A 12174-nucleotide genomic window follows, 5' to 3' on the forward strand; every position below is an offset into this window, starting at 1 on the left:
ACCACCTAAAACAAGAATCTTCAAAAATATCACTCCTTCATTCATGCTTCTATTTTAACAAATTTTCGCACAATTTAGTTAACTTATCAGAGAGAGGAATAAAAAAATGAAAGTATTGCATATGTCTCGAATATTGTTAAAATTACATTGGGTGAAGTTGAAGGAATGATACTAAAAACTTAACATGAATTTACATAAAGGTGAAGGGATGGCTTTTAAATGGAAAACACATACTTACAATCCGTTTCCTATGAAAACGGAGTTCTAAAAATACTTGATCAAACCAAAATACCGAACATTACCGAATTTCTCGAAACCAAAAAAATTGAAGATGCCTGGGATGCCATTAAGCAGCTAAAAGTTCGTGGAGCGCCGGCAATTGGCATAGCTGCAGCTTATGGATTAGTGCTTGGAATCAAAGATGCTCCAGAAAGTTCTTTTGAAGATTTTTATGGACATTTACGAAAGCAATCAGATTATTTGGCATCATCACGACCAACAGCCGTCAACCTGTTTTGGGCTTTGAAACGAATGAATGAACGAGCACTTAAAGAGAAGGAATTACCGATTAATCAAATCAAAGAAGCATTGGAAGAAGAAGCCCATAACATTCGTACTGAAGATGAAGAAGTATGCAGGACAATCGGAGAGCATGCATTAAACCTTTTAGAGGACGGCATGGGGATTCTAACACATTGCAATGCCGGCGGGATCGCTACCGCAAGATATGGAACAGCTTTAGCACCACTTTATTTAGCAAAAGAAAAGGGCTGGGATATCAAAGTTTTTGCTGATGAAACAAGACCTCTGCTACAAGGAGCGAGATTAACTGCATGGGAACTAATGCAGGCTGGCATAGATGTCACTCTCATTACGGACAATATGGCCGCGATGGTTATGCAAAAAGGCTGGGTGCAGGCAGTAATTGTAGGTTGTGATCGCGTTGCAGCCAATGGTGATGTAGCAAACAAAATTGGGACATACGGAGTTGCCTTATTTGCAAAAGCCCATAATATACCTTTCTACGTGGCAGCACCGATCTCCACGATTGATTTGGATACAAAAACTGGGGCCGATATCCCAATCGAGGAAAGAGACGCATCCGAAATTACAGAAGGCTTTGGAAAAAGAACCGCCCCTGAAGGTGTGAAAGTGTTTAACCCTGCGTTTGATGTCACACCAAATGAGCTTGTTACCGCAATCATCACTGAAAAGGGTATAATAAAAGGAAATTACCAGGAAGAACTAGTGAAACTCTTTCAATCCTAAGAGTGGAAGCGGATTGTTTTTTGTAAATTGTCACAGTTTCGGCATATCCTTATTTGGTTTCACCTAAGATTATAGTGTAAAATCAATGTAGCAGATTATGAAGTAAAGGAGGATTCGGGAATGATAAAAAAAGTAATTGCTACCGTAATACTAGTTTCCTTACTTACAGTCGCGATTGTTCAAGCCATGGATAAGACTTCAGAAACTCCCGAAACGAAAAGTCAAACCACAGCAAGCCAAGAAGGTCTCGCTGTTGGAGCAAAGGCACCTGATTTTGAACTGAAAACATTAACCGGAGAAAAGATAAAACTGTCTAATTTAAAAGGCAAAAAAGTGATGCTGAACTTTTGGGCAACCTGGTGTCCTCCATGTAAGGCAGAAATGCCGGCAATGGAGCAATTTTCAAAACAGATGCCGAAGGATGTAGTCATTTTAGCCGTTAACATCGATCCGCAATTAGATGTCCAAGGTTTTGTGGATAAAAATAAAATTACCTTTCCAATCCTTCTTGATGCAGAGGATAAAGTAAATGAAACTTATCAAGTCCTATCCATACCAACGACATATTTTATTGATAGTAAAGGAAACATTCAGAATAAATATATAGGTGAAATGAAACTTGATGATATGAAAGATTTTACAAACAAACTAAAATAGATTAAAAAACATTGGAATGTTTCCAATGTTTTTTTATTGAAGGCTTTTTCTTTAAAATTTTCAAAAAGTTGTAATAATTGCAACCGTTTCCGGGCATAATAACTGTTAGAATAGGAACTAAGGACGGTGATACCGATGAGAAAACCTAGAAAACGCTCATTTGCAGAGCTAGTATCTGAAAATAAAACACAACTATTAAAAGATCGCGCTGCGATGGAAAAGATTGAACAGCGCTTAGAAGAAAAACGTCTCGGTAAAGCAGAATAACTAAAAAAGTTTACCAATCATGTTTTCCTTCCTTTAGGACAAAATGTAAATAAGGAGGGATCATGACATGGGTAAAAAATATCAAACGAAACGTTTTCAACCAGATCACGTTGGAACACAACCACGTGGCTTTAGCGGGAATAAAGGAAAGAAAATGAATGATACTTCAGGCGAGCATGCTCAAGTAATCCAAACAAAAGGTGAATAACAATGAATTTTAAGACTTGACTGGTGAAAGCCAGCGAGTCTTTTTTGTTTCAAAAAAATTCTTGTTTATTTTTTTCAGTCCGTAACAAACTATATCTGTACCAATTACACCCTAGGAGGAAATACAATGGCCTATAATAACAAACCGAATCCAGATGACCGCAGTGATAACGTCGAAAAGCTTCAAGCCATGATTCAAAATACGGAGAATAATATTGAAGCAGCTGAGGAATCATTAGCCCTTACAGACAGCGAGACACAACGCCAGGAAATCGAGGCGAAGAACGAACGCCGTCGGGAAAGCATTGAATCCTTCCGGTCAGAAATTAAAGATGAAGCACATAACCAACAAAGCTAAAATCGAGTGCAGACCTGTTCATATTGGACAGGTCTTTTGTTTAGGTATGGGGTAATTGTTATGGTAAGATAGAAGGGAAATTTTGAAGAAGAAGTGATGATCTTGAGACAAATTGTAAACCAGCACACGAATAATAATGAAGAAAAACTAAAGCAATGGGAACTGGAACTAAAGCAAAATGGATCGATTTCTAATGAAAGTGCATTAATTTCTGCATTGACTGATGAATCTAATCCGGTCACCTTATCCAAGCTGTTAACAGTTGCTGCTCTCTCGCGGATTGAACGAAATAAACAGGATAAAATGGCAGCGATCTGGCTGGAAAGAGCACTTAGTTTATTTCCTAATAATCAAGCAGCAAAAGAATATATGTTACAAACAGATTGGAAAAAATTAGAGGGAATATTCTTACCACTTACATTTCCTGCTATGAGAGAAACAGATAACCGTACTGCAAAAAAGAAGACTGCGGAACAATACATAGAAGTATGTCAAAATTTCTTAAGTAAAGCAGATGAAATACAAACAGATTTAGCAGCAAAAAGAGAACTTTCTACAACGTTGAGTAAGAAGGATATGTATCAGCAGTATAACCATTTATTTGAGTTATTCACTTCTGCGATCGATGAAACAGGAAGGCTATTAAAAGCCGTAGAGGAGTATGACCAATCGATTACAGGTGTTTTCCATACCTCCACCTATTATGATGATTTAAAATTGCATTTATCGAATTTAGAGGATATTAAAAACGCTTGGCAAAAGCAATTTTACGAAGAGGAAGTTCAATCAGCAACCGACCGAATTAATGCATTAGATCAATTAAATGAAATGATTGGGATGGAATTTGTTAAAAATCGGGTAAATGATTTTTACCGCTTTCTCAAGTATCAAAAACAACGGAAAGATTTAGGTTTTCAAATACAGGACGACTTGAGCCTAAATATGATTTTAACCGGAAATCCAGGAACAGGGAAAACCACACTTGCCCGCTTATTAGCAAAAATTTATCATGAATTAGGAGTCCTGCCTCGAGAGGAAGTGATCGAGACTGACCGCTCCCAGTTGGTTGGTTCTTTCGTTGGCCAAACTGAAGAAAATGTCCGTACCGTTGTGGAACGTTCCATTGGTGGTGTCCTGTTTATTGATGAAGCTTACAGCCTGAAACGTGAGGGTCAAACAGGCAATGATTATGGTCAAGCGGCCATTGATACATTAGTTTCACTGATGACTGGAAGTGAGTATGGCGGAAGATTTGCGGTAATTATGGCAGGCTACCCTGAGGAGATGCGCACCTTTTTGGATGCTAATCAGTGATATATATAAACAAAGATAAGAGGTGCACCATTCCAAGTGATATATTGCTGATGCTGTACATAAGGCGGAAAAGCGTTGATTCCGGTCATTGCTAGAAGATTCTTAACAGTTTATAATCTTTTAAATGAAGAGAGAAGATTGATGTGAACCAAGTTTAGTTCTATGCTTCTATGTTAGTAGGTAATTTATTCATCTTTTCAGACTTCTTCTAGCATTATCTTCGTTTTTAAGGTACAGTTTAAAAATGTACTTTTTCTTAACTTTTATACGAACAAATAGTTTTAATTGGAGGAATTTAGGTTGGGTAATAATCATCAAAGTGAGAATCTGCAACGGGGTTTAGACAACAGGCATATCCAGTTAATTGCACTCGGAGGTGCCATTGGAGTCGGACTGTTCTATGGTTCAAGTGCAGCCATTCAAATGGCTGGACCAGCCATCATGGTCTCCTATTTAATCGGAGGCTTGGTTATTTTTATCATTATGAGAGCTCTAGGTGAAATGGCAGTCGATCTACCAGTTTCGGGTTCATTTAGTTCCTACGCCAATCGATATATAGGGCCGTTTGCAGGTTACCTTAGCGGCTGGACTTATTGGTTTATGTGGCTTGTCGCTGGAATGGCGGAAATAACCGTGGTTGGCGTTTATGTGAATTACTGGTTTCCAGATATCCCACAATGGCTCACAGCACTCGCTGTGCTTGTTGTGATTACCATGATAAACCTTGCTAATGTAAAAGCATTTGGTGAGTTTGAATTCTGGTTTGCACTGATTAAAGTTGTAGCCATTATCGGAATGATTCTCGTTGGTTTAGGAATCATCTTTCTGGGAATTGGGAACGGAGGGCAGCCCGTTGGTTTGGATCATCTTTGGACTCATGGTGGATTCATTCCAAATGGAGTCCAAGGAATATTAATGTCCTTGGTTTTTGTGACGTTTTCATTTGGTGGAGTGGAATTGGTTGGAATTACGGCAGGAGAGGCAAAAAATCCTCAAAAATCAATCCCGTCCGCCATTAACAGTGTTGTCTGGAGGATATTAATTTTTTATGTGGGTGCATTGGGAATTATGATGACTCTCTATCCTTGGAATGAAGTAGGCACGAAGGGCAGCCCATTTGTATTAATTTTTGATAAAGTTGGAATTCCTGGTGCCGCCCATATCATTAACTTTGTGGTCCTAACAGCCGCACTATCTGCTTTTAATAGTGGGTTATTCAGTTCCGGAAGAATGCTGCACAATTTATCCCTGCAAAATAACGGTCCGAAATATTTCGGAAAACTTAATAAGAATGGCAGCCCGATTCGTGGAATACTGTTCACGTCATCGCTGTTATTATTGGCTGTACTTCTGAACTACATTGTTCCCGAAAAAGTGTTTATGTACATTTCTTCTGTTGCCACAGTAGCGGTTATTACCAGCTGGGCGGTTATCCTTATTACACATTTGAAGTTCAGGCAATCAAAAACAAAAAAAGAAATTGAAAAACTAGCATTTAAACTTCCGTTATATCCAATTTCAAACTATTTAGCATTGATGTTTTTAGCACTTGTCATTGTCTTAATGGCTTTTATTGATGGAATGCGAATTGCTTTAGTTGTAGCACCTATATGGTTTACGATTCTTTATTTCGGATATAAAATGATCAAAAGGTTCGACTGACATTTTCTTTGAAAGAGAAAATGTTGGATAAACCTCATGCCATGCATTTACATGGTAAATGGTCCGTTTTTTTAGAAATAAAAAACAAGATACGCACACGTATGTGAAGAATTACACTTAAATTAGCGAAATACAGAGCTGCCAATTGTGGCAGCTTTTCTTAGTGTGCCAGGCATTGCACACAATAGATGGACTACTTATAGTAGTCTTTTAAAAGGGAATCCTCTGACAAAACATCAAGGATTTTAAAAAGTGGTAAAAAACGATGACTGAAAAAATAGACTTTTCCAAAAATATTATTTAGTTTCGCGGGGAGATATAGTTGTATGAACAAGACAGATCGATTGTTAGCCATAGTGCTTGAGTTGCAACGCAAAGAGGTTTTACGAGCTGAGGATTTGGCATCTACATTTGAGACAAGTGTAAGGACCATCTATCGAGATATTCAGGCTCTGAGTGAGGCGGATGTACCGGTGATAGGAGCCCCCGGAATGGGATATTCCTTGATGGAGGGATATTTTCTTCCACCGATTAGTTTCACAGTGGAAGAAGCCGTGACATTGATCATAGGAACTGACTTTATCGAACAAAGATTTGATGTTGACTATGGAATTGGGGCTCAAACCTCTCGCGGGAAAATTGAGGCTATCTTACCTGAAAGTGTTCGCAGAGAAACATCTCGGGTGCGTAAAACGATACGGTTGCTTTCTTCTGGTGAAGATGTTACGTGGGTAAAAGAGAAAGAATACATCGTATCAGTCCGTGGAGCGATATTGGGGGAGAGGAAAATAAGCTTCCATTATTTGAAAAGAATACCCGAAGCGGATGGGAATCGATATAGCTTTCGTGTTGTGTCTCCTTATGGACTTGTGCTTGTTAAAGGATCATGGATACTAATTGCACAGTGTGATCTGCGTGAGGGAATTCGTCATTTCCGGTTGTCAAGGATGACCGGGCTTACGATTCTTGAAGACCGATTCAAGGTGCCAAGCGATTTTAATTTAAACGATTACAAGCCACCGGATGATCGCAATGTTCGTGTAATCATTCAGATCAACCCTGACATAGCAGAAAAAGTGAAGGAATCAAACAATTTTTACTTGGAAGCAATAGAGGAGCATGAGAATCGTTTGCTTGCGAACTTTCGCGTTCGCCAGCCAGACGAGCTACTGCATTGGGTACTTGGCTGGGGTGCAGATGTCGTTGTGTTGGAACCTGAATCTTTCCGAATACGGATTCGTGAAGAAGCCGAAAAAATGTTGAAACGCTACTGACATACTGTTGTCAGTAGCGTTTTGTTATAGTCAGATTAAATTAGGATAAAGGAGTTGTTTGAAGGATATGAATACAATGGAAGCATTACAGCAGTTTAAAGTCTTAGCGCTTCATTATCTTGGTGAATTGGATAATTTCAGTATGGAGCAGTTAAAGAGACAACCGAGTAAGGACGAGTGGTCGATTGGACAAATGTATCAGCATCTGATTAACTCGGCTCTTTATATGCATCTGCGCAATATTGAACATTGCATGATGCAGAGCAAGAATGATATGGTCTCTCCAACGGAAAAAACAAGGGAAGGTGCAGCGATATTTGAACAGAATGGATTCCCTCCCATACCTATTAAAGTTCCGCATTCCCCACAGTATACACCTGAGCAGCCGGAAAGCAAAGAACAACTGATCCAAGGTTTGAACACCGTAATCCATCGAATGGAAGAAACGGAGCCAAAACTTGAAAAGGCACCAAAACAGAATACAGTCTCCCATCCGAGATTCGGTGCGTTACATGCGAAAGAGTGGTTTTTACTTATTGAAATGCACTTTCGTCATCATCTTCTTCAGTTGGACCGTTTGAAAAAAGATTTAGAAAGGAACGTTTAAATGATGAAGAGGGACGTGACAAGATTATTAAGTGAGCAAAGCCGCTACTGGATTGGCGTCGTATCCGCATCACATGTGAAGCTGGGGGTTTTAGGTGGATTTGCCCAGCTCTGCCATGGCAAATCAGGACCTTTAAAGCGTATGTGTCCAAACGATTGGCTGATATACTACTCTCCACGAACGGATTTGGCAAAGGGAGAGGCGCTCCAAGCATTCACCGCCATTGGACAGGTTGCTGATGAAAGAGTATACGAATATCAGATGTCCGAATCCTTTGTGCCATTCCGCCGAAATATCCGATATATACCCTGTCAGGAAGTAAAGATTGCCGATTTATTGGAGAAGCTTAGCTTCACGCGTGGGAATCGAAATTGGGGGTATTCCTTCCGCTATGGTCATTTTGAGATTGGGCGGAAAGATTTTCTGACGATTGCTGGCGCCATGCTGGGAGATGCGGATTACATTACAAAGTATACCTAATAGCCAATACTGTGGCTAGTTTTGCTTTTTTATTTGCCAATACCGATGTCAAAACGCGGATTTACAACGTTAAGGAAATACATATATAAAAAGCCTAATTTCTCAGGTGTTATAAGTGAGAAATTAGGCTTTAGTTACTTATGAAAGACGCTTTTTCTTGAATAAGCCAGAAGCTTTATATTGGAAAAAGAGAGTTATAAATAAGCTGCTATTCTAGTTAGGCTGCTTGCTGAAATCTCTCTGAGCTCCCCTATAGCTTCCAATAAGATTTTGATAACCAGGAAGATGGCGAGAAATTAAAGCGCCAAAACCTTCAACATCATTGCGCCAATCACGTTGTAATTCGCATGCTATGCTAAACCAGTTCAGAAGCTGCACCCCACCATGGGCCATACGCGTTAATGCCGCATCCGCTACTTGTTTACTGAATGTTCCAGAAGCATCAGTAGCAACAAATACTTCATAACCAGCGTTCACAGCGGAAAGTGCAGGAAATGCAACACAAACATCTGTTACTACGCCCGCAATGATCAGTTGTTTTTTCCCAGTTTCTTCAATTGCTTTGACAAAATCTTCATTATCCCATGCGTTAATTTGTCCAGGACGAGCTATTTTTGGCGCATGAGGAAAAAGTTCAACCAATTCTTGCATGAGTGGCCCATTAGGCCCGTTTTCAAAGCTTGTTGTTAAAATAACTGGTAAATCAAAAAACTTAGCAGTGTTAGCAAGAGCCATAACATTGTTCTTGAATTCATCAACACCATAGTCACGCACAAGACCAGAGATAAGGCCGGTTTGATGATCAACTAAAAGAACGGCAGCATCATCTTTATTAAGACGAGAATAGAAATCAGACATTTTATTGTCCTCCCTTTAATTAAGTATAAGTAATCGAAGAAGATTCATAGATTGGAAAATGGATGTTAAACTCCTTCGTTTGTTCCAATGTAATTGAACGAACGGATTACTGGAATTCGTTTTCTAAAAACTCATTATGTGTTAGTAGTATTTTCATAAAAATGATTGAAAAAGCTTGGACTTTTTCAATTAATCTAGAGCTGGAGTGTGTCCGATCCACTGAATAAATTGATGTAAATATTGTTGAAGATAACGTTTTGTTTGTTCGTCTGTAAGGACTTTCTGATCAGAATCAATCTTTTTATGTACTTGGGAAATCATCACTTTTTGAAATGGAAGAACATGAACCTGCATGGCCTCTAGTACTTGTCTTATTTGCAATTGAGCAAAGGCAGTACCTAATCCCCCAGGAGTTGCACCAATTAAACCAACCGGTTTTCTACTAAGAACGGCGGATTCCCGAGGTCTTGATGCCCAGTCCAACGCATTCTTTAATACGCCTGGAATTCCAGAATTGTACTCTGGACTTATAATAATGATACCGTCAACGTCCTGGATAGCAGATTTAAATGATGTCACTGTTTCTGGAACACTTATTTCTAAGTCTTCGTTGAACAAAGGTAGATCATTAATCTCGATCCAACGAAATTGATGGGAATCATCCAGCTCTGTTAATGATTGAGCAATGATTCGATTATAAGAGTTTTTTCGTAAACTACCACAAATAAGGCCGATGGTCTTAGTCATACATTTCCTCCTCGTTTAAAATTATTTTAATGTTACCATAATATACCAAAACAAAAGAGTGTCGTTATACCTAATTGTCTGATTATTTAATTAAGTTTTCTTATTATTCGGCTAGTGTTTTGCAAGCTATGGCAAATGGTCTATGTCAATTTTATTTTCTCTTTCAATTACTATATATTTCAATCATCCTAGTAACTATAAAGAATTGGAGGGAGTGCAGAAATGAAAGAAAAGAAAGTGGCCTGGTTAGAACTCTTTTATGATTTGTTAATTTGTGGCGGCGGTTGCGGCTGCGACTCATGTTTTACTTCATGTTGAAGATGGTCATATCCATGCAGAGTATTTAGTAAAGTTTGTAAATGCAAAAGGATTTCAAAAAGAAGATTCCCTAGGAGGATTGCTTAAACGCCGATCTGAATTCCTATTGGATGAATATCGCTGGATGCTTAAGCTATGTATTCAGAGGAAAGGAAAATCCCACAAGGCCAGGTAGATTGGCTTCATTTATCCTTCTTTGACATTTTTGAACAATATCGTTATTTGGAAGAGAAAATCTCCGATTATCCAACGTTTTTCAAAGAATATATGAACAACGAAGAAGCACGAAAATTATTGTTAGAGTATTTATCGTTAACTAATCCTTGTTAAGCTAACGGGTGCAAGAGTTGAAGATCCAGCTGCCATTTATGGTGGCTTTTTCTTCTTGTGCTAACGAAGCAGGAGGGAGGGAAGAGTCCAGATTAATCATTGGTCAGCAAACGGGCCATTTTGTTGATTAATTAAATTCCTATTATTTTGTTGTGATAATTAAGTAAAAAAGGCCGTAAATATACTGTGGATATGTTAAGACTTTAATTAGGATAGGAGTGAATAAGCAAATATGAAACAAAGGATGCGCGTCCTTATTTCTGGTGCGAGCATTGCCGGTCCGACACTCGCTTACTGGCTTCATCGGCACGGATTCTCCGTGACTGTAATAGAACGTGCACCAGCATTGCGCATGGGTGGTTACGGGGTTGATATCCGTGGTGCAGCCATTACGGTGCTTAAGGGGATGGGTATACTCGGTCAAGTTCGTGCAGCTGACACGAACATGACTGGAGTTTACTTCGTGAACTGCAAAGGCAAGATTGAATGTCAAATAAGCGAAGCAAGTATGGGGAACCAGCAGGGTCTGGACATCGAAATCATGCGTGACGATCTTAGTAACATTTTGTACGAATTAACCAAGGATACAGTTGAATACATTTGGGGAGATTCGATTTCCGCAATACATGAGACTGAAGCAGGTGCTGAAGTTCAATTTATACATGGCAAGCCACAGACATTTGACCTGGTCGTCGGTGCGGACGGGCTTCATTCAAATGTGCGCACCTTAACTTTTGGCGAAGAAGCACAGTTTAAACGTACGCTTGGCTGTTATATCTCGATTTTCACCCTCGAGAATTACAACAACCTCGACCACCGCCAATTGTTATATACGATACCAGGCAAAACTGTAGGTATGTATAGCGCTCGTGACAATACCGAAGCAAGAGGAATGTTCTTGTTCCAATCAGCGGAATTGACGTACGACCGCTATGATACAGAATCTCAAAAAAAACTTGTTGAAAATGCCTTCTTAGGCCATACCGGTTGGGAAACCTCGCATTTACTCAAAACCATGAAAGATGCAACAGACTTTTATTTTGACGAGATTTGTCAAATTCACATGCCGACATGGTCAAAGGGGCGGATTACATTGGTAGGAGATGCGGCGTATGGCCCATCACCTCTATCGGGTCAAGGCTCTAGCCTGGCGATTGTCGGGGCTTTTGTATTAGCTGGTGAACTTAAAGCTGCAGATGGCGATTTCGCCCGTGCATTTGTTGCCTATGAACAAAAAATGAGAAAGTTTGTTGAGAAAAATCAAAAAATAGGACGAATAGCTGCAGGGAGTATGATTGAAAAATCAAGCTTCAAAATCTTTCTACGCAATTTAATGATGCGTATTCCCGCCATTATGGTCGTACAATTTAAGTTGATATCGAAAATGATCGCGAAAGCTGCTAACGGGATAGAGCTGAAAGATTATTGATATGGATAGTTATAGAAGAGTTTTAGCCCAACATTAATTTTTGGGTTGGAGTGTTGCTATCAACAAGTGACATGAACAAATAATGCTGTCTATCATTTAGTAAAAATAAAACCCGAACAATTTTCCGCTTATCCAGCTAAGCGTAAAAAAGACCCTTAAGCCTTTAAAAATATTTTCAATTTTCCGCAATCGGGCGCTTTTCTTTAATAAGAAGGTGCCTTTTTATAATGATTTAGATTCTAGAACAATACAATTAAGGGATTAGATTATAAAAGTGTATAAGAGATTGTGAAGGTTTTCCCAAGCTAATCTATAAGGAATTATTGAAGATTATTTTTGATCGACTTACATCATAATTTTGGTGACTTTGCGCTTTATTAGGTATCATAAAAAAATT

General features: G+C 39.0%; 13 protein-coding genes and 2 pseudogenes. 13 read left to right on the plus strand and 2 right to left on the minus strand.

Going from position 1 to position 12174, the window contains the following annotated elements:
- The first annotated feature begins 219 nt into the window (after positions 1 to 219).
- From mtnA to V7659_RS21120, 10 genes are all read left to right on the plus strand, one after another.
- Positions 220 to 1269: an S-methyl-5-thioribose-1-phosphate isomerase gene (gene mtnA, locus V7659_RS21075; RefSeq protein ID WP_335542022.1), complete on the plus strand. Its 1050-nt coding sequence runs from the start codon at positions 220 to 222 to the stop codon at positions 1267 to 1269.
- A 120-nt stretch (positions 1270 to 1389) separates the two neighbouring features.
- Positions 1390 to 1926: a redoxin domain-containing protein gene (locus tag V7659_RS21080; protein WP_335542024.1), complete on the plus strand. Its 537-nt coding sequence runs from the start codon at positions 1390 to 1392 to the stop codon at positions 1924 to 1926.
- A gap of 135 nt (positions 1927 to 2061) precedes the next feature.
- Positions 2062 to 2193, plus strand: coding sequence for an FbpB family small basic protein (locus V7659_RS21085; RefSeq protein WP_026567322.1), 132 nt, complete (start codon positions 2062 to 2064; stop codon positions 2191 to 2193).
- Positions 2194 to 2260: 67 nt separating this feature from the next.
- On the plus strand, positions 2261 to 2401 hold the full coding sequence (locus V7659_RS21090; protein ID WP_026567323.1) for an acid-soluble spore protein N: 141 nt from the start codon (positions 2261 to 2263) through the stop codon (positions 2399 to 2401).
- A gap of 126 nt (positions 2402 to 2527) precedes the next feature.
- Positions 2528 to 2758, plus strand: a complete 231-nt coding sequence (tlp, locus tag V7659_RS21095) for a small acid-soluble spore protein Tlp (protein WP_335542025.1) — start codon at positions 2528 to 2530, stop codon at positions 2756 to 2758.
- A gap of 102 nt (positions 2759 to 2860) precedes the next feature.
- Positions 2861 to 4072 carry an AAA family ATPase gene (locus V7659_RS21100; protein ID WP_335542027.1) on the plus strand — a complete coding sequence of 404 codons (1212 nt, stop codon included), beginning with the start codon at positions 2861 to 2863 and terminating at the stop codon, positions 4070 to 4072.
- A gap of 300 nt (positions 4073 to 4372) precedes the next feature.
- Positions 4373 to 5734, plus strand: a complete 1362-nt coding sequence (locus V7659_RS21105) for an amino acid permease (protein WP_335542029.1) — start codon at positions 4373 to 4375, stop codon at positions 5732 to 5734.
- A gap of 326 nt (positions 5735 to 6060) precedes the next feature.
- Positions 6061 to 7008, plus strand: a complete 948-nt coding sequence (locus V7659_RS21110; protein ID WP_335542032.1) for a helix-turn-helix transcriptional regulator — start codon at positions 6061 to 6063, stop codon at positions 7006 to 7008.
- Positions 7009 to 7075: 67 nt separating this feature from the next.
- Complete coding sequence (locus tag V7659_RS21115; RefSeq protein ID WP_335542034.1) at positions 7076 to 7615, plus strand: DinB family protein; 540 nt, start codon at positions 7076 to 7078, stop codon at positions 7613 to 7615.
- On the plus strand, positions 7616 to 8095 hold the full coding sequence (locus tag V7659_RS21120; RefSeq protein WP_335542035.1) for an EVE domain-containing protein: 480 nt from the start codon (positions 7616 to 7618) through the stop codon (positions 8093 to 8095).
- 213 nt (positions 8096 to 8308) lie between these two features.
- Here the strand turns inward: V7659_RS21120 and ycaC are convergent, their stop codons facing one another.
- Both ycaC and V7659_RS21130 read right to left on the minus strand, forming a co-directional pair.
- On the minus strand, positions 8309 to 8953 hold the full coding sequence (gene ycaC, locus V7659_RS21125) for an isochorismate family cysteine hydrolase YcaC (RefSeq protein ID WP_144553321.1): 645 nt from the start codon (positions 8951 to 8953) through the stop codon (positions 8309 to 8311).
- A gap of 189 nt (positions 8954 to 9142) precedes the next feature.
- The gene (locus tag V7659_RS21130) at positions 9143 to 9700 is read right to left on the minus strand and encodes an NADPH-dependent FMN reductase (RefSeq protein ID WP_335542040.1); all 558 of its coding nucleotides are present in this window, start codon (positions 9698 to 9700) and stop codon (positions 9143 to 9145) included.
- Positions 9701 to 9922: 222 nt separating this feature from the next.
- On the opposite strand from V7659_RS21130, the pseudogene V7659_RS21135 reads away from it, so the two are divergent.
- The 3 genes and pseudogenes from V7659_RS21135 to V7659_RS21145 all read left to right on the plus strand — a co-directional run.
- Positions 9923 to 10058, plus strand: a pseudogene (locus V7659_RS21135) (low temperature requirement protein A); the annotation flags it as partial.
- Between the two features lie 70 nt (positions 10059 to 10128).
- Positions 10129 to 10348: pseudogene (locus tag V7659_RS21140) on the plus strand (YxiJ family protein).
- A gap of 232 nt (positions 10349 to 10580) precedes the next feature.
- A complete protein-coding gene (locus tag V7659_RS21145; protein ID WP_335542042.1) occupies positions 10581 to 11777 on the plus strand; it encodes an FAD-dependent monooxygenase in 1197 nt (398 codons plus the stop codon).
- The last annotated feature ends 397 nt before the right edge of the window (positions 11778 to 12174 follow it).

Source organism: Neobacillus drentensis (assembly GCF_036966985.1).
GTDB lineage: Bacteria > Bacillota > Bacilli > Bacillales > Cytobacillaceae > Neobacillus > Neobacillus drentensis_E.

Excerpts from the sequence above, each read along its gene's own strand:
- mtnA (WP_335542022.1), top strand. The coding sequence starts at position 220 with ATGGAAAACACATACTTACAATCCGTTTCCTATGAAAACGGAGTTCTA.
- V7659_RS21080 (WP_335542024.1), top strand. The coding sequence starts at position 1,390 with ATGATAAAAAAAGTAATTGCTACCGTAATACTAGTTTCCTTACTTACA.
- V7659_RS21085 (WP_026567322.1), top strand. The coding sequence starts at position 2,062 with ATGAGAAAACCTAGAAAACGCTCATTTGCAGAGCTAGTATCTGAAAAT.
- V7659_RS21090 (WP_026567323.1), top strand. The coding sequence starts at position 2,261 with ATGGGTAAAAAATATCAAACGAAACGTTTTCAACCAGATCACGTTGGA.
- tlp (WP_335542025.1), top strand. The coding sequence starts at position 2,528 with ATGGCCTATAATAACAAACCGAATCCAGATGACCGCAGTGATAACGTC.
- V7659_RS21110 (WP_335542032.1), top strand. The coding sequence starts at position 6,061 with ATGAACAAGACAGATCGATTGTTAGCCATAGTGCTTGAGTTGCAACGC.
- V7659_RS21115 (WP_335542034.1), top strand. The coding sequence starts at position 7,076 with ATGAATACAATGGAAGCATTACAGCAGTTTAAAGTCTTAGCGCTTCAT.
- V7659_RS21120 (WP_335542035.1), top strand. The coding sequence starts at position 7,616 with ATGATGAAGAGGGACGTGACAAGATTATTAAGTGAGCAAAGCCGCTAC.
- ycaC (WP_144553321.1), bottom strand. The coding sequence starts at position 8,953 with ATGTCTGATTTCTATTCTCGTCTTAATAAAGATGATGCTGCCGTTCTT.
- V7659_RS21130 (WP_335542040.1), bottom strand. The coding sequence starts at position 9,700 with ATGACTAAGACCATCGGCCTTATTTGTGGTAGTTTACGAAAAAACTCT.
- V7659_RS21145 (WP_335542042.1), top strand. The coding sequence starts at position 10,581 with ATGAAACAAAGGATGCGCGTCCTTATTTCTGGTGCGAGCATTGCCGGT.